The organism is Bounagaea algeriensis (genome assembly GCF_054491375.1).
On the sequence record NZ_CM137102.1, the window covers coordinates 3,080,292 to 3,096,267 of the forward strand.

Sequence of the window (15,976 nt, forward strand, 5' to 3'; positions counted from 1 at the left end):
CGTGCAGCAGCCGCGGTGGCGCGGAAACGTCCAGTCGGGTGCGACCGGCCGGTGGGGTTGTGCGTTTCGCGCGAAACGCACAACCCCACCGGGGTATGAGGGCCCGGTCAGCTCCGGCTCTGGTGGTGGCGCCGCACCACCACGTACGCCACCACCAGCAGCAGCAGGAACGGCACCCCCGACTGCCAAGCGGTGGCGAACTGCTCGGTGAACGGCATGGTCGCCAGCACCGCGACGAGGAACAGCATCGCCAGCACCGCGGTCACCGGCGCCCCCGGCAGCCGCACCGGGGAGGCGGGCTCCCCCTCGGCACGCCGCCGGCGGCGGAACGCCAGGTGACTGGCGAACACGATCAGCCACGTCACCAGCGCACCGAACAGCGCCAGCCCCACCATGAACGGGAACGCCGTCTCCGGCGAGACCGCGGAGACGACCGCGGCCAGCACCAGCCCCGCCGCGGACAACCCCAGCGCGCGCCGCGGCGCCCCGTTGCGGCCGACCCGGGCGAACCAGCGCGGGGCGTATCCGTCCAGGGCGAGCGAATGCCCCATGCGGGAGGAGACGTACAGGTTCGTGTTCACCGCCGACAAAGCGGCCGTCAGAACTACGAAGTTCATGACGCCCGCCGCTGCGGGCACGCCGGCCATCGCGAACAGCTGCACGAACGGGCTCTGCAGCACGTCCTCCTCGGTCGAGACCTGATTCCACGGCAGGATCGCCACCACGACGAACATGCCGAGCACGTAGAACAGGGCCAGCCGCAGCACCATCCCGCGCGCTGCCCGCGGCACGTCCCGCCCCGGCTCCTGCGACTCGGCCGCGGCCACCGCCACGGCCTCGGTACCCAGGTAGGAGAACGTGACGATCGTCAGCGCCAGCCACACCGCGCCCGCACCGTTCGGCAGGAACCCGCCGTGCTCGGTCAGCGCGGCCAGCCCGGCGGGTTCGCGACCGGGCAGGCCGACGAAGATCCCGAGCAGGCCGATGGCGATGAACGCGATGATCGTGACGACCTTGACCATCGCGAACCAGTACTCGAACTCGCCGAAGAAGCGCACCGCGCCCGCGTTGACCACCAGCAGCAGCGCGGAGAAGACCACCACGGGCAGCCACAGCGGCAGTTCCGGGTACCAGAACTGCATGTACAGCCCGGCCGCGACCACGTCGCTGCCGATGTTGACCACCTGGGCGGCCCAGTAGATCCAGCGCTGCACGAACCCGGCGAGCCCGCCGAGGTAGCGCTGGGCGATCGGGCCGAACCCACCCGCCTCCGGGTGCACCACGACCATCTCGGCCAGCGCGTACGCCAGGGCCAGCGCCGCCAGCGCCGCGACCAGGTAGGCGATGATGACGGCGGGACCTGCGATGGAGATGGCCAGACCCGAGCCGAGGAACAGGCCGGTGCCGATCGCCCCGCCGACGGCGAGCATCGTCACCTGACGACCGCTCAGCTCCCGCCGCAGTCCCGGCGATGCCGTCTGCTGCGGCGTGTGCGCGGTGTCGTCCACGTGCTCAGTCCCCCGGTTCCCGACCGTCGGCGATGTCGAGGTGGATCGGGGTGCCTTCCTCGACGGTGCGGCTGACGGTGCAGTACTTCGCGATCGCGCGCTCGACCGCCGCGACGAGCTTCTCCCGCTGTTCACCGTCGTCGATCTCGTCGAGCGCCGCGCGCAGCTGCGTCTGCACCGAGGCGAACCGGTGCTTGTCGTCGGCGTTCTTGCTGCGGTCGGCGTCGACGGTGATCTCGGCGTCCGCGCCCAGCCGACGCACCAGCAGGTTCTCGCTGGTCACCGCCGAGCAGCCGGCGATGGCCGCCAGCAGCAGCTCACCGGGGGTGAACGAGCCGGGCATGCCTTCGCGGCCGATGGCGACCTGCGCGCCGCGCTCGTTGACGGCGGTGAACGCGTGCTCGCCGGTGCGGGTCACGCGCACCGGAGTGCCAGCCGCGGAACCGCTCTGCCCGCTGGGGTCCGCTCCCGCGTCAGCGCTCTGCTCGGACATCACCACCACCTGTTCTGCTCGTCTCGGCGCGCGGCCCGGTCGCACGCGCCGTGCGCGACGGCCGCGCCGTGCGAGGTCATTCTCCGATGTCTTCGTTCCACAGCTCCGGGCGCCGGGCGATGAAGTCGGCCATCATCCGCCGGCACGCCGCGTCGTCGAGAACTCCCACGTGCACCCCGTGCCGGGCCAACCAGTCGTGCCCGCCGTGGAAGTTCCGCACCTCCCCGATCACGACGCGGCCGATGCCGAACTGCCGGACCAGGCCGCTGCAGTACCAGCACGGGGACAGCGTGGTCACCATCGTCGTTCCCGCGTAGGAGCGCTGCCGCCCCGCAGCGCGGAACGCGGCGGTTTCCGCGTGCGCCGAGGGATCGTCGTCCTGGACGCGGCGATTGCACCCGCGTCCCAGCAGGTTCCCGTCGGCGTCGAACAGGGCCGCACCGATGGGGACGCCGCCTTCGGCCTCGCCGGCACGTGCCTCCCGCACGGCCACGTCGAGCCACGCGGTCCAGCGCTGCGCTTGCTCCGGTGTGGGCGCGTAGTCCGAACTCATGGTGCTCACCGCTTCCGCAACAACGCGCAGTACATCGCGTCCGTGCCGTGCCGGTGCGGCCACAGCTGCACCCCGGGACCGTCGCCGAGCTGGGGCACTCCGGGGAAGTACGGCCGCGCGTCGAGCTGCTCCACTCCCCCGTCTCGGACCCCGTCTTGGACCACAGTGGACACCACGCCCCCGGTCTCAGCGAGGTGCGGCGAGCAGACCACGTAGGCGACGACGCCGCCGGAGCGGGTCAGGCGCACCGCCGAACGCAGCAGTTGCCGCTGCAGCTCGGTGAGATCATCGACGTCGGAGGGCTGGCGCCGCCACCGGGCCTCCGGTCGGCGCCGCAGCGCGCCGAGCCCGGTGCAGGGCGCGTCCACCAGCACCCGGTCGTAACCCGGTTCGAACCCGGGATCACGTCCGTCCACTTCGTACACCTGCACCGAGAGTTCCTCGGTCGCGCGGCGCACGAGGTCCGCGCGGTGCGCGGTCTGCTCCACCGCGTCCAGCCGGCCGCCGTCCATCGTGATCAGCGAGCCGAGCAGGTTGGCCTTGCCGCCGGGTCCGGCGCACAGGTCCAGCCAGCTGCTGTCCGGGCCTTCGCCGAGCTCGGCCTTGGCCAGCGCGACCGTGACGAGCTGGCTGCCCTCGTCCTGCACACCGGCGAAGCCCTCCTGCACCGGCTCCAGCTCGCCGGGATCGCCCGCACCTGCTTCCAACCGCACCCCGTACGGCGAGTACGGCGCGGGATCACCGCCGGTGATCGCGGCGAGTTCGTCGGCGTTGATCTGCCCGGGGCGGGCGACGAGGTGCACCTCCGGGCGCGCGTCGTCAGCGGCGAGGACGTCGCCCAGTTCAGCGGTGGAGCCGAGCGCGTCGGCGAAGGCCTGCGCGATCCAGCGGGGGTGCGCGTGCCGCATGGCCTGGTTCCCGACCGGATCCTCGGCCGCGTCCGGGGCGACCCGGTCGATCCACTGCTGCTCGTCGCGCTTGGCCGCCTGCCGCAGCACCGCGTTGGCGAAACCGCCGGGCCGGTCGCCCATGACCGCCCGCACGAGGTGCACGGTCGCACCGACGGCCGCGTGCGTGGGGATGCGCGTGCGCAGCAGCTGGTACACACCGATGCGCAGCGCGTCGAGCAGTTTCGGCTCGATCTCGCCGAGCGGGCGGGAGCTGCACTCGCCGATGATCGCGTCGAGCAGGCCCTGCGCCCGGCTGGCTCCGTAGGCGAGTTCGGTGGCCAGGGCCGCGTCCCGGCCGGTGATGTTGCGCTGCCGCAGCAGGTTCGGCAGCGCCAGGTTGGCGTAGGCGTCTCGCTCCCGAACCGCGCGCAGCGTGTCCAGTGCGGCCAGCCGCGCCGGATCCTTCTCCTCGCCGGATCGGTTGTCGCCACCGGGGCGCTGGTCCTCGTTCGCCGCCCGCCGCCCGGGGCGCTGGTCCTTTCCACCGGACCGAGCGGCCTTGCCCGACCGGCGGTCGTTGCCGCCGGAGCGCGCGTCGCGGCGCGGCTCACCCGTGCGACGGTCCTTGCCGCGGTCGTTCAACTCAGCTGCTCTCCTCGTTCGATCCTCGTGCCGCGCGCCCAGTCCGACGCGGCCATGCGCTTCTTGCCCGGAGCCTGCACTTCGCCGAGTTCGACGACGTCGGTGCCGGTGCCGACGAGCACGCGCTTGCGCTCGACGGCGATCTCGCCCGGTCGCAGCCGCGGCTGCTCGGGCAGCGGCCGCACCGGGCCGAGTTTGAGCCGCTCTTCGCCCCGCCAGGCCCACGCGCCCGGCTCGGGCGTGACCGAGCGGACGAGTCTGTCGACCAGGTGGGCGGGGCGGGTGAAGTCCACTTTGGCGTCGTCGGCGGTCACTTTGGACGCGTAGCTGACGCCGTCGTCCGACTGCGGGCGTGCTTGCAGCGTTCCGTCCTCGATCCCGTCCATCGTGGACTCGAGCAGGCGGGCGCCGGAGTCGGCCAGGCGCACGAGCAGTTCCCCGGTCGTGTCGCGCGGGCCGACCTCCTCGGTCACCACGCCGAAAACCGGCCCCGCGTCCAGGTCCGGCACGATGCGGAACGTGCTCGCCCCGGTGATCTCATCGCCGTGCCGCAGCGCCGCCTGCACCGGTGCGGCCCCGCGCCAGGCCGGCAGCAGCGAGAAGTGCAGGTTGACCCACCCGTGCCGGGGGACGTCCAGCGCCTGCTGCTTGAGCAGTGCGCCGTAGGCCACCACCGGGCAGCAGTCCGGGTCGATCTCGGCCAGCCGCTGCAGGAAGTCGGGATCATCGGCCCGCTTCGGCGTGAGCACCTCGACGCCGTGCTCCTCGGCGAGCTTTCCCACCGGGGAGCGTTCCACCCTGCGCCCCCGGCCGGTCGGCGCGTCCGGGCGCGTCACCACGGCCGCGACCTCGTGCCGCGGCGAGGCCAGCAGCGCGCGCAGTCCCGGCACGGCCGCCTCGGGCGTGCCAGCGAACACCAGCCGCATGTCACCGCCCCCCGAAGGACGGGTGCGGATCCTGCTTGATCACCGGTTCGGTGCCGTCGAACCACTCGGCCTGCCGGATCTCGCGCAGCGCCTGCTCGCGCGTCGCCGGGTCCAACCGGTCGACGAACAACACCCCGTCGAGGTGGTCGGTCTCGTGCTGGACGCACCGGGCGAGCAGGTCGCTGCCCTCCACCTCGACGGGCTCACCGTGCATGTTCCAGCCCCGCGCCACGACCCGGCGGTACCGGAGGCAGTCCCAGCCCATGCCCGGGATCGACAGGCAGCCTTCGAGGCCGAACTGCTCCTCGTCGCCGACCACGTCGAAACCCGGGTTGATCAGGTGCCCGGCGAAGCCGTCGCAGTGGTAGGTGAACACGCGCAGCCCCACACCCAGCTGGGGAGCCGCCAGGCCCGCTCCGCCCTGGTCCTCCATCGTGTCCCACAGGTCCTTGACCAGGGTGCGCAGCTCCTTGTCGAAGTCGACGACCTCCTCGGCGGGAGTGCGCAGCACGGGATCGCCGAACAGGCGGACGGGCTGGACGGTCACGGGGGCTCCTGGTCTCGACGCGCGGTGACTGCCCACCGAGTCTACGGAGACGCCGCCGCGGAGGGCGCCCGCGGGTACCGGCCGAGGCACCGGCGATGCCCCGGGCGGAGCCGCGGGGTTGATCAATCTGCGGTCTGTCCGACCTGGTTCGCTTTCGCCGAAACAGTTGTGCGGCCTGCTTTCGGCATTAGCGCGGCGGTGAGCACGGCCGTGGCCGCGAGAATGGCCGTGGCTACGGTGAGTCCGATCGTGAAGCCGTGGACCGTGGCCGTGGCTGCGCTCTGCGGCGAGGCCGCGTGGTCGGCGAGGTAGGACGCGGTGGCTGTGGTCGCGATCGTGTTGAGCAGGGCGGTGCCCAGCGAGCCGCCGATTTGCTGAGCAGCGTTGACCGTTGCTGAGGCGGCTCCCGAGTCCTGCGGGGCCACGCCGGCGGATCGGCGTGGGTCGCCGCGACGCCCGCACCGTAGTGACGCTTTACGTTAGTAACGCGTCACGTTACTATGGGGTGTGTGATTCGGTCGTTCGCGGACAAGCACACCGAACGTGTGTGGCATCGCCTGCGCACCCGGTGGCCTGTCGATGTGCAGCGGCGTGCCTGGAACAAGCTGGCCATGCTGAATCAGGCGGCAACGCTCGAGGATCTGCGGGTGCCGCCAGGCAACCGCCTGGAGCAGCTGCGCGGGGATCGGGTCGGCCAGCACAGTATCCGGATCAACAAGCAGTGGCGGATCTGCTTTACCTGGACCGATGCCGGTCCGGAAGATGTCGAGATCACGGACTACCACTGAAAGGGGGTGCCGGCACATGGCCGGCGAGGATGAGGTGGTCATGACGCCGACGCACCCGGGTGTGCTCCTGCGCGAGGAGTTCCTCGAGCCGATGGGCATCAGCGAGTACCGCCTCGCCCAGGACATCGGGGTGCCCCAGACGCGGATCAGCGCGATCACCAAGGGAAAGCGCAGCATCACGGCGGACACCGCATTGCGGTTGTCGCGCTACTTCGGCATGTCCGAGGGGTTTTGGACCGGGCTGCAGGCTGACTACGACCGTGAAGTGGCCAAGGACGCGCTCAAAGACCAACTCGACGCGATTCAGCCCGTGCGCAGCGGGCAGTGATTCACGCGGCAGACGAAGCGCCCGCAGGCGTTCCCTGCGGGCGCGGTCCCTGCTCGCGGTCTGCAGTACTTTTCGAGTCCGGTGAAGCCGTGATCCTCAGGGCAGAGGTTTGATCCGCATCAAGCAGCGTCGTGTGTGGTGACTTGGTGGACTTTGATGCGTCCTTCGTAGCCGTCGATGACGAGGTACCAGTGGTCGTCGTGGGGAATGTCCAGGTCGACGGGGCTTTCCTGCCAGACCCCGCCGTAGTAGGTGCAGTCGCCGTCGTCGAGGTAGTCCTGGAAGTTGGCCGCGTCCATGAGGCGAACGAAGGCCTCAACACCGCTGATCTCCACTTCCACGGTGAGGCCGGTGGTGCACAGTCCGAGATCCCAGTAGAGGTATTCCACATGCCTATCCGTACATGATCTTGAGGAGCATGATCGAGTGCCGGGTTTGTTCCGGTTGGCTCGTCTTGTGGTGCTGACTGGATCGCTGTTGCTGTGAGTGTCCGCAGACGGATCCTTGAACCGTCCTGGGTGGGTTGGAGGCTCTGCCGCCCTCACCGAGGCGGCGTGAACCGAGAGTCTCCAGCCACTCCAGGACGGTTCATAAGACCACCCCGAACGGTGGCTGCGGAGCAGCGCAGCAATACGTAGCTCAGGAAGTGCACGCTTTTACACACTTTCTGAACGGTGCGGCTGCTCACGGTGCGGATGCGGGAACGACCACCGCGGCCGATCCACCGCCGCGCCGGGTCGGTTCGGCCGCGGCGGCCCACCGCCCGTCGGGCAGCCGGCGCACACCGGTCGCCGCACCGATCTCGTCCGCCGCCGCGAAGCGGTGCCCGCGCGAGCGGAGCTCCGCGGCCTCCGGCCGGGCGAGGAACGCGGGTTCGGCTTCGGTCTCGGGCTCGTTGCGCTGCGAGGCCCGCGGTGCGGCTATCGCGTCCACCAGCGGCCGGCCGCGGTCGAAGTGCTCGGTGAGCAGCTGCGTGACGGTGCTGATGATCGTCGTCCCACCCGGGCTGCCGAGCGCCGCGACGGGGCCTTCGCCGTCGGTGACGATCGTCGGGCTCATCGAGCTGCGCGGGCGCTTGCCCGGTTCCGGCAGGTTCGGATCCGGCACTCCGGGGGCGTCCGGGGTGAACGAGAAGTCGGTGAGCTCGTTGTTGAGCAGGAATCCCCTGCCGGGCACGGCGATCCCGTTGCCGCCGGTCTGCTCGATGGTCAGCGTGTAGGACACCACGTTGCCCGCGGCGTCGGCGACCGTCAGGTGGGTCGTGCTCGGCCCTTCCGCGTCGGGGCGCTGCGGCGCGGTGCCGCCGCGGCAGTCACCGGATTCGGTCGGGTCGCCCGGTGCGACCGGGGTCGGCAGCGCCGAGCCGTCGTCGATGAGGCATTCCCGCGCGGCGGCGAACCGCTTGTCGAGCAGTCCTTCGGTGGGCACGTCGGAGTACGCCGGATCCCCGACCCACCGGTTGCGGTCGGCGAAGCCGATCTTGGTGGCCTCGAACAACCGGTGCAGGTAGCTCGTCCGGTCCATGCCGCCCAGGTCCGAGCGCTCCAGGATGTTCAACGCCTCGCCGACGGTGGTGCCACCGGAACTGGCGGGGGCCATGCCGTGGACGTCGCGACCCCGGTAGGTGGTGCGCGCGGGTTCGCGCTGCAGGACGCGGTAGTCGCGCAGGTCCTGCCGGCTCATCCCGCCCGGGCGCACGGTGCGGTCCGCGCCGGGGCGCACCGGCGGGTCGTTGACGGTGTCGGCGACGTCGGCACCGATCGGTCCGTCGTAGAACGCCTCCACCCCCTCGCGCCCCAGCGTCCGGTAGGTCTCGGCGAGGTCGGGATTGCGCATCCGGGTGCCGACCTCGGGCGGTTCGCCGCCGGGCAGGAACAGCTCCGCCGTCGCCGGGAAGTCCCGGAACCGCTCGGCGTTGTCCCTGGTCTGCTCGCGGAACGTCTCGTCGACGGTGAACCCGTTGCGCGCCAAGCGTTCCGCGGGGCGCAGCGCCTCGGAGAGGTCCGTGTTCCCCCAGCGGTCGAGCGCCTCCTGCCAGAGCATCGGGGTGCCGGGCACGCCCGCGCTCAGCCCGCTGGTGACGGCTTCGTCCCGCGGCATCGGCTCTCCGTCCACGGTGAACATGCGCTCGTGCGCCGTGGCCGGCGCGGTCTCACGACCATCCAGAGTGGACACTTCACCGGTGTCGGCGTCGTAGCGCACGAAGTAGCCGCCGCCACCGATGCCCGCGGAGTACGGTTCGGTCACCCCCAGCGCCGCGGCCACCGCCACCGCGGCATCGGTCGCGCTGCCGCCGCGGCGCAGCACGTCGACGCCCGCACGCGTGGCGTCCGCGTCCACGCTGGAGACAGCTCCGCCGTACCCCACGGCCTCAGGCCGCTTCGGCGGCACGGGCACGTGCCGTTCGGCAGCACCGGTCGCCACCGGCGTCGCCGACATCGTCAACGTCCCCGCGCACAGCAGCCCCAGCAGCACCCGTCCCGTCGACATCCGCACCTCCACGCAGCAGTGATCTCCCAACTCTGCCCACCACCGAGCGCACGCACAACACCACGCACCGTGCAATCAGGATTGCTCCGACCGGGGCAGCGGTTCCGGAGGCACCCGGCACCCGCGCGGACCGCGCTAGGGTCGGTGGCATGGCCAAACTCGGAAGCAGCGACCTCGACGTGTTCCCGCTCAACCTCGGAGGCAACGTCTTCGGTTGGACCGCTGACGAGGAGCAGTCCTTCGCCGTGCTCGACGCCTACACCGCGGCTGGCGGCAACTTCATCGACACGGCGGACGTGTACAGCGCGTTCGCCGCGGGCAACTCCGGCGGCGAGTCGGAGACGATCATCGGCAACTGGCTGCAGCGGCGCGGTCGGCGCGACGACGTCGTCATCGCGACCAAGGGCGGCGCGCTCCCGCCGAACAACGGGATCTCGGCACCGACGATCCGCGCCGCCGCGGAGGATTCGCTGCGGCGGCTGGGCACCGACCACATCGACCTGTACTACGTGCACTTCGACGACCCGTCGGTGCCGGTGGAGGAGACCCTCGGCGCGTTCGACGAGCTCGTCCGCGCTGGCAAGCTGCGCCACGTCGCAGCGTCGAACTTCAGCGCCGAGCGGCTGCGCGCCGCGCTGCACGCGGCCGACCGGGACGGTCTGCCCCGCTACGTCGCGCTGCAGCCGCACTACAACCTCGTGGAACGGGACTACGAAGCGGAACTGGCCGACCTCGCCCACCGCGAGGGCCTCGGCGTGCTGCCGTACTACTCGTTGGCCAAGGGCTTTTTGACCGGCAAGTACCGCACGAACGACGGCGCGGCCGGCGGTCCGCGCGCGGAAGGCGCGCTGGCCTACCTCGACGAGCGCGGGGAGCGCGCGCTGGCCGCGCTCGACGAGGTCGCCGCCGCGCACGGCAGCACGCCGACGGCCGTGTCCCTGGCCTGGCTGCGGCAGCAACCCACGGTGACGGCGCCGATCGCCAGTGCCCGCGACCTGCGCCAGCTCGAGGCCCTGCTGGCCTCGGTCGAACTGGAGCTGACGCAGGAGGAGCTGACCCTGCTGTCGAAGTCCACCGGCTGACGCCGGCGCGTTCGTGCTGCGCGCGGGCCTGCTCGAGGTGCTCGCGCGGCGCTGCCCCCTGCCCACCGGCCGGGCACCGACCCGGTGCAGCCGGGCTGGTCAGGAGCGTCCGCGCGAGCCGGATTCACCGGTTCCGACCCCATCGCCCGGGCCGAGGTTGTATGCTCCGCTGCGGATCAAGCACTGATCGCGCGAGCACATCCAGCAGGAGGACGCCGGAGCGATGGCCGACAACACCGATCCGAACGCGGCGCCACCGCCGCTGCCGCTGGCGAGCACCGACACCGCAGGAGGCGCCGTGCCGCCGCTGGCCGGCCTCGGGCTGCTGCAGCAGAACGGCGCCGGCACACCGCAGGCACTGGTGAACACGCACGTCAACGACGGCAGCGGCGGCGTGCAGCAGGCCTCGTTCAGCGTCGACGTCGAGCAGATCCCCGACCTCGTCGCCAAGTACAAGGAGGCGCAGGACAAGCTGCGGGGAATCCTCTCCAAAACCACTGACATGCAGAAGATGACGGGGCCGGGAACCGATGAGGTGAGCCAGAAGATTGCCACATCTCTGAATCAGATGGCCGGCGAAGAACCTGGCAACCTCGCCTGGGTTGTGAACAAGACGATTGAGCGTCTTCAGAATCAGATCGAGCAGCTCGAGGCCGCGCAGCGCGACTACCAGTCCACCGACGAGGAAGCCACCCCCCGGCAACTGTGAGGACCCCGACCGTGCTCCGCCGCACCAAACTCCGCCACCCCACGCTCCGCCGCACCACACTGGCCACCACCACGGTGCTCGCCGCGCTCGGCCTGGCCAGCTGCGCCACGCCCACGGACAGCGGATCGCAGCCCGAGCAGCCGCCCACCAACCAGCAGGCCACCTCGGGGCAACAAGACGCCGCTCTCAGCATCGACCAGCCGAAAAACCTGCGCGCCGTCAAAGACCCGTGCAGTCTCCTCACCCCGGAACAGCTCCAACAACTGGGCGAAACAGCTCAACCTGAGCCGACAGAGTCGGGGTGGGGAGGACCGGCATGCGACTGGTCAGGAGAGCAATTCGCTGTGACAGTCACTCCGGACACACAGCTGGGAACAGGTCCACAGCAAATGTATGCGAGCGCCCAATCGTCCGGTGACTTCCACCCGACCAAGCTGCACGGCTACCCGGCCCTGCACAAGAACCGGCAGAGCCTGCTGTGCCGGACAGAAGTCGCGGTCTCCAAGGACGCCTCGTTCTCAGTGGATTACACGCGCTACGCAGGCGACGCACCCGAAATGCAGGACTCCTGCGGCTACGCGGACAAGATCGCCGCCGAGGTCCTCAAGAACATCCCCAACGCCTGATCCAGCGGCCATCCCCGCTCAACACCGGTGCAAAACCGCATCGAACGACCGAGAGCTCACATCAGCAACGCGCGCCCAGCGGAGCGCCATCAAGGCGGGAACGCCATCAAGGAAACCGCTGGGCGCACCCATGCGCTGCCATCGCCGACAAGAGTCCGAGAACCGACTACACCACGTCAACAACCCGGAACCAGTGAGAACCACGACCGTGCTCCGCCACCCCACACTGGGCCGCACCGCACAGGGCACCACCGCGGTGCTCGCCGCGCTCGGCCTGGCCGGCTGCGTCACGCCCACCGACGCCGGCTCGGAGGATCAGCAGCCCAGCAGCCCAGCCGAGTCGACGCCGAGCCAGCAGCAGAACACCCCGCAGATCGACCAGCCCAAGAACCTGCAAGCCGTTGGCGGTGCGTGCGAGCTGCTCACCCCGGAGCAACTCCAGCAACTCGGTCTCGGCGGCGAACCACAACCGGACGAATCGATGTGGGGCGATTCCTCCTGCGACTGGCGAAACGACAACGCCATGGCCTCGGTAACCCAGCTGAACCGGACCAGCCCCGAGACGATGTACCAGAACGCCAAGACGTTCGACGAGTTCCACCCCGCTAAGGTGCAGGGCTATCCGGCCAACCACAGGGACCGCATGAGCAACCTCTGCTCCGTCGACGTCGGCGTCTCCGACAGCGCATCGTTCCGGATCGACTTCACGCGCACCGGCGGCGACGCACCCGAAATGCAGGACCCCTGCGGCTACGCGGACACGATCGCCACCGAGGTCCTCAAGAACATCCCCAACGCCTGATCCAGCACTTCCCCATCAACACCGGTGCAACAGCCACGCCGGGTCACCAGCCACCCGCATCAGCGATAGCCATCGCACTGGCGCCCAACTGCACGTCTCCACACGGCCGCTGGGCACCTGCACGTGGAACAAGACGCGCACCTGAGCACTGAACGTCCAGCTCGACATCGCGCACGGCGACCCGCTAGATCATCTCCAGCGGGTCGAGCCGGACCCGCAGCTCACTGGCCTTCCGCGCGGCGCGCGCGACCTGCGCCGCGTGCAGGGCCCGCGCCAGGGCGCGGCTTTCGCTGCGGTCCACGCGCACCAGCAGGCGTTCGCGCTCGTCCTCCTCGTCGACGGGCTCGGCCGCGCCCGCGACCTCGCCCAGCGGCACGGGACCGAGCACTTCGGCCGTCTCCGGCAACTCGGCGGAGCCCACCAGCGACTCCACGGCTTCGGGCGTGCCGTCGACCGCGGCGACGCGGCGCGCGGGCGGGAATCCGAGCTGTGCGCGTTCGGCCAGTTCCAGCTCCGCGTACCAACCCGGATCCCAGCGCACCAGCGCCTGCACGGGTTGCAGCTCGGAGTCGGACATGACGACGACGCGCCCGCCCGAGCTCGCCGGCCGCACGAGCGCCGCCGCGGCGAACCACAGCCGCAGCGCGGTCTCGGTCGCGCGCAGTTCCGGCCTGCCGAGCAGGGCGCCGCCGTCCAGCAGCAGCGCCGCCCCGTAGCCGCCTTCCGCGGCCGGCTCCGCCCCCGGTGTGGACACGATCAGCGCGGGTTTCGCGGGCACCGTGGCCAGCACGTCCCCGGCCGCCGAGGTGCGCACGGGCACGTTGCTGAACGCCCGGCCGAGTTCCTCGGCGGTGCGTTCCGCGCCGACGGCGACGGCGCGCAGCCGCCGCGACCCGCACTGCGGGCAGCGGAACGCGGCCTCGGTCGCCCCGCACCAGCGGCACGCCGCCGGGCGCGTTCCGCCCTCGCCGTGCGACAGCGCCAGCGGCCCGGCGCAGTGCCGGCAACGGGCCCGTTCCCGGCAGTGCCCGCAAGCCAACGCCGGCACGTAGCCCTTGCGCGGAACCTGCACGAGCACCGGGGCAGCGCGCTGCAACGCAGCGCGAGCCGCGTCGAAGGCCACCGACGGCAGGCGCGCCGCGCGGGCGGCGGGGTCGCGGGCGAGCTGGAAGTCGTCCTCGCCGATCGCGGTCACCCGCGGGGACGCCGCGCGCACGGTGTCGCGGTCGGCGGTGATCTCCGGGGCCCAGCCGGATTCGATGAGCAGCTGCGCTTCGGCGGTGCGGGCGAACGCGCCCACGAGCAGCCCGGCACCGTTGGCGTGCGCGCGGTGGGTGAGCACGTCCCGCACGTGCGGGTAGGGCACCTGCGGATAGCTGTGCAACTCGTCCCCGTCGTCCCACACGGCGGCGAGGCCGAGGTCGCGCACGGGGGCGAACATGGCGCCGCGGGTGCCGATGACGACGCGGGCGCACCCGCGCAGCACCGCCAACCACCGCCGGTACCGCTCGCCCGGGGGCAGTTCACCGGTCAGCGCGGTCACGCCTCCGGTTCCGAGCAGCTCGACGCAGGCCTCGTGCAGCCGCGCCAAGTCTCGGTGGTCGGGTACGACCAGCAGCGCACCCCGGCCGGCGGCGGCCGTGGTGGCCGCGGCTTCCGCGAGCCGGCGCGGCCAGTCCTCCCCCGGCAACGCCTGCCACACGGCGCGGGGACCGCGTCCGCCGGCGAGCGCGTCGAGGAAGGCGGGCCCGCGGAGGTAGCGCTGCCACGCCTCGGCAGCGGGTCGGGCGGGTGCGGCGGCGGGCTCGGTCGGCGCGGTCTTCTCCCCCGAGGCGGAACGCGGCGGCACGGCCAACCGCACCACGTCCGCGAGCATGCCGCCGTAGCGGGCGGCGACACCGCGGCACAGCTGCAGCAGCTCCGGCGTGAGCACCGGTTCGGCGGCGGCGACGCGTTCCAGCCAGGCGAGCTTGCCGGGGAAGTCGGTGCTCTCGGCGCGTTCGAGGACGAACCCGTCGGCGAGCTTGCCGCGGAACCGCACCCGCACCCGGCAGCCCGCGTGCGCCGTGGCGGACAGGTGCTCGGGCACCTGGTAGTCGAAGGGGCGGTCCAAGTGCGCGGGCAGGGCGATGTCGACGAGGACGCGGGCGATCGGCAGGTGCTCCGCCGGAGTCCGCTGCTGAGACTCCCCCCGCGTCGACTTCCCCCGCGTCGCCATGCTCCTTGCATACCAGAACGCGGCGGGACGCCCGCGCGCGACCGCCCGGCGCCGGTCCGCAGCGGCCGCGCACACGGCTGCGGCGGCCGGTGCGATACGGTTCGAGGTGTTTCACGTGGTCTTCTACCGGCCGGAAATCCCCGGCAACACCGGCAACGCCATCCGCATGGCGGCCGGGTGCGGGGCCGCGCTGCACCTGGTCGAACCGCTGGGATTCGCGGTGGAGGACGCGAAGCTGCGCCGGGCGGGCCTGGACTACCACGACCGCGCTCGGCTGCACGTGCACCGCGACCTGGCAGCGGCGTGGGCGGCGATCCGCCCCCCGCGGGTGTTCGCCTTCACGGTGCAGGCCGAGCAGTGCTTCAGCACCGCGTCCTTCCAGCCCGGTGATGCGCTGCTGTTCGGCCCGGAGTCGGTGGGGCTGCCCGCCGAGGTGCGCGCCGGGGTCACCCGGGAACTGCGCATCCCCATGCGCCCGGGGATCCGCTCGATGAACCTGGCGAACTCGGCGGCGGTGGCCGTCTACGAGGCGTGGCGCCAGCAGGGCTACGCGCTGCCGTCCGCGGCGGAGGCGATCACCGCGGCACCGGAGACCACGGCCAGCGGCCCGTCCACGGACGCGTGACCGCCGCCCAGGCGCACGCGCCGAGCAGCAGCGCGACGGCGAGATACCAGGGCCAGCCGCCGAGCAGGTCCAGCAGCGAGGGGTTCTCCGGCTTCTCCGTGACGTAGCCGTAGTTGCTGCCCGCCCAGGCGTTGAAGCCGAGCATCGCCACCCCCCAGCCCGCGGTGACCAGCAGCGACCGGCCGCAGTCCCGCCACGTCGGCCGCATCCCCAGACCCCACGTGAGCAGCACCGCCGCCCACACGACGAGCAGGTGCTGGCCCCAGAACTCGATGAACACCCAGTGCGGGAAGTCCGGCGCGTCCAGCGCGGGCGTGATCACCGCCTGCGGGGTGAGCGTCAGGCCCCAGTAGTAGGTCAGCGCGTAGGCCCACTGCCGCCGCGTCCACAGCGCGTAGGCCGCCACCGGCCAGGCCAGGTCGCACAGGTGCAGCGGCAGCGACTCCGTGAGATCCCACCGGGGCGGCAGCATCCGCCACACCAGCAGCGGGAGCTGGAACGCGACGATCACCACCGCGAAGCCCCGCGCGAATCCGGTCCGCCGCGCACCGAGGCGCCTGCCGAGCAGGACCACCAGCACTCCCCCGACCAGCAGCAGCGCGATGAGCACCCAGTGCGACGGACCGTACGGTTCGAAGCTCCGCTGCACCGCCGCGAGCCCGCCCATGCACCCACGGTAAACGCGGTGGTACCTCCCGGTCAGCGCCTCAGCGCCGAGGACCTGCCGCCGGGGGTGCGCCGTTCAGGGC

The 15,976-nt window shown here is 71.6% G+C and carries 18 protein-coding genes; 7 read left to right on the forward strand and 11 right to left on the reverse strand.

Features of this window, described 5'->3' with window-relative positions; genetic code table 11:
- Positions 1–107: 107 nt before the first annotated feature.
- From ACVGV2_RS13965 to ACVGV2_RS13995, 7 genes are all read right to left on the reverse strand, one after another.
- A complete protein-coding gene (locus tag ACVGV2_RS13965; RefSeq protein ID WP_459162802.1) occupies positions 108–1,508 on the reverse strand; it encodes an amino acid permease in 1,401 nt (466 codons plus the stop codon).
- Positions 1,509–1,512: 4 nt separating this feature from the next.
- Positions 1,513–2,001 (reverse strand): OsmC family protein, encoded by a 489-nt coding sequence (locus tag ACVGV2_RS13970; protein ID WP_459162803.1) that lies wholly within the window; start codon positions 1,999–2,001, stop codon positions 1,513–1,515.
- A 76-nt stretch (positions 2,002–2,077) separates the two neighbouring features.
- Positions 2,078–2,554, reverse strand: coding sequence for a nucleoside deaminase (locus ACVGV2_RS13975; RefSeq protein ID WP_459162804.1), 477 nt, complete (start codon positions 2,552–2,554; stop codon positions 2,078–2,080).
- A gap of 5 nt (positions 2,555–2,559) precedes the next feature.
- Positions 2,560–4,086, reverse strand: a complete 1,527-nt coding sequence (locus ACVGV2_RS13980; RefSeq protein ID WP_459162805.1) for an RsmB/NOP family class I SAM-dependent RNA methyltransferase — start codon at positions 4,084–4,086, stop codon at positions 2,560–2,562.
- Positions 4,083–5,012 carry a methionyl-tRNA formyltransferase gene (fmt, locus tag ACVGV2_RS13985; RefSeq protein WP_459162806.1) on the reverse strand — a complete coding sequence of 310 codons (930 nt, stop codon included), beginning with the start codon at positions 5,010–5,012 and terminating at the stop codon, positions 4,083–4,085. Before fmt ends, ACVGV2_RS13980 begins: the two co-directional genes overlap by 4 nt.
- 1 nt (position 5,013) lies before the next feature.
- Positions 5,014–5,559, reverse strand: a complete 546-nt coding sequence (gene def, locus ACVGV2_RS13990) for a peptide deformylase (RefSeq protein WP_459162807.1) — start codon at positions 5,557–5,559, stop codon at positions 5,014–5,016.
- A 122-nt stretch (positions 5,560–5,681) separates the two neighbouring features.
- The gene (locus ACVGV2_RS13995) at positions 5,682–5,984 is read right to left on the reverse strand and encodes a hypothetical protein (protein WP_459162808.1); all 303 of its coding nucleotides are present in this window, start codon (positions 5,982–5,984) and stop codon (positions 5,682–5,684) included.
- Positions 5,985–6,068: 84 nt separating this feature from the next.
- Between ACVGV2_RS13995 and ACVGV2_RS14000 the strand changes: the two genes are divergently transcribed.
- Complete coding sequence (locus tag ACVGV2_RS14000; protein WP_459162809.1) at positions 6,069–6,347, forward strand: type II toxin-antitoxin system RelE/ParE family toxin; 279 nt, start codon at positions 6,069–6,071, stop codon at positions 6,345–6,347.
- A gap of 16 nt (positions 6,348–6,363) precedes the next feature.
- Entirely contained in the window at positions 6,364–6,675 is a 312-nt protein-coding gene (locus ACVGV2_RS14005; RefSeq protein WP_459162810.1) for a HigA family addiction module antitoxin, read from the forward strand.
- Between the two features lie 119 nt (positions 6,676–6,794).
- Here the strand turns inward: ACVGV2_RS14005 and ACVGV2_RS14010 are convergent, their stop codons facing one another.
- Positions 6,795–7,064: a DUF1883 domain-containing protein gene (locus ACVGV2_RS14010; protein ID WP_459162811.1), complete on the reverse strand. Its 270-nt coding sequence runs from the start codon at positions 7,062–7,064 to the stop codon at positions 6,795–6,797.
- A gap of 295 nt (positions 7,065–7,359) precedes the next feature.
- Positions 7,360–9,165, reverse strand: a complete 1,806-nt coding sequence (ggt, locus tag ACVGV2_RS14015; protein WP_459162812.1) for a gamma-glutamyltransferase — start codon at positions 9,163–9,165, stop codon at positions 7,360–7,362.
- 149 nt (positions 9,166–9,314) lie between these two features.
- On the opposite strand from ggt, the gene ACVGV2_RS14020 reads away from it, so the two are divergent.
- The 4 genes from ACVGV2_RS14020 to ACVGV2_RS14035 all read left to right on the forward strand — a co-directional run bounded on the left by ACVGV2_RS14020 (position 9,315) and on the right by ACVGV2_RS14035 (position 12,384).
- Complete coding sequence (locus ACVGV2_RS14020; protein ID WP_459162813.1) at positions 9,315–10,247, forward strand: aldo/keto reductase; 933 nt, start codon at positions 9,315–9,317, stop codon at positions 10,245–10,247.
- Between the two features lie 223 nt (positions 10,248–10,470).
- Positions 10,471–10,956 (forward strand): hypothetical protein, encoded by a 486-nt coding sequence (locus ACVGV2_RS14025; RefSeq protein ID WP_459162814.1) that lies wholly within the window; start codon positions 10,471–10,473, stop codon positions 10,954–10,956.
- An 11-nt stretch (positions 10,957–10,967) separates the two neighbouring features.
- Positions 10,968–11,582, forward strand: coding sequence for a DUF3558 domain-containing protein (locus tag ACVGV2_RS14030; protein WP_459162815.1), 615 nt, complete (start codon positions 10,968–10,970; stop codon positions 11,580–11,582).
- Between the two features lie 193 nt (positions 11,583–11,775).
- The gene (locus ACVGV2_RS14035; RefSeq protein ID WP_459162816.1) at positions 11,776–12,384 is read left to right on the forward strand and encodes a DUF3558 domain-containing protein; all 609 of its coding nucleotides are present in this window, start codon (positions 11,776–11,778) and stop codon (positions 12,382–12,384) included.
- A gap of 184 nt (positions 12,385–12,568) precedes the next feature.
- Here ACVGV2_RS14035 and ACVGV2_RS14040 read toward each other — a convergent pair whose 3' ends face one another.
- On the reverse strand, positions 12,569–14,602 hold the full coding sequence (locus ACVGV2_RS14040; protein ID WP_459162817.1) for a primosomal protein N': 2,034 nt from the start codon (positions 14,600–14,602) through the stop codon (positions 12,569–12,571).
- Between the two features lie 106 nt (positions 14,603–14,708).
- On the opposite strand from ACVGV2_RS14040, the gene ACVGV2_RS14045 reads away from it, so the two are divergent.
- The gene (locus ACVGV2_RS14045; RefSeq protein ID WP_459162818.1) at positions 14,709–15,227 is read left to right on the forward strand and encodes a tRNA (cytidine(34)-2'-O)-methyltransferase; all 519 of its coding nucleotides are present in this window, start codon (positions 14,709–14,711) and stop codon (positions 15,225–15,227) included.
- On the opposite strand, the gene ACVGV2_RS14050 is transcribed toward ACVGV2_RS14045, so the two are convergent.
- Complete coding sequence (locus ACVGV2_RS14050; RefSeq protein WP_459162819.1) at positions 15,178–15,894, reverse strand: YwaF family protein; 717 nt, start codon at positions 15,892–15,894, stop codon at positions 15,178–15,180. The genes ACVGV2_RS14045 and ACVGV2_RS14050 overlap by 50 nt on opposite strands.
- Positions 15,895–15,976: the final 82 nt, after the last annotated feature.

Coding starts and splice junctions, on each gene's coding strand:
- ACVGV2_RS14050 (WP_459162819.1), bottom strand. CDS start 15,894: ATGGGCGGGCTCGCGGCGGTGCAGCGGAGCTTCGAACCGTACGGTCCG.
- ACVGV2_RS14005 (WP_459162810.1), top strand. CDS start 6,364: ATGGCCGGCGAGGATGAGGTGGTCATGACGCCGACGCACCCGGGTGTG.
- ACVGV2_RS14025 (WP_459162814.1), top strand. CDS start 10,471: ATGGCCGACAACACCGATCCGAACGCGGCGCCACCGCCGCTGCCGCTG.
- ggt (WP_459162812.1), bottom strand. CDS start 9,165: ATGTCGACGGGACGGGTGCTGCTGGGGCTGCTGTGCGCGGGGACGTTG.
- ACVGV2_RS14020 (WP_459162813.1), top strand. CDS start 9,315: ATGGCCAAACTCGGAAGCAGCGACCTCGACGTGTTCCCGCTCAACCTC.
- ACVGV2_RS13970 (WP_459162803.1), bottom strand. CDS start 2,001: ATGTCCGAGCAGAGCGCTGACGCGGGAGCGGACCCCAGCGGGCAGAGC.
- fmt (WP_459162806.1), bottom strand. CDS start 5,012: ATGCGGCTGGTGTTCGCTGGCACGCCCGAGGCGGCCGTGCCGGGACTG.
- ACVGV2_RS14040 (WP_459162817.1), bottom strand. CDS start 14,602: ATGGCGACGCGGGGGAAGTCGACGCGGGGGGAGTCTCAGCAGCGGACT.
- ACVGV2_RS13975 (WP_459162804.1), bottom strand. CDS start 2,554: ATGAGTTCGGACTACGCGCCCACACCGGAGCAAGCGCAGCGCTGGACC.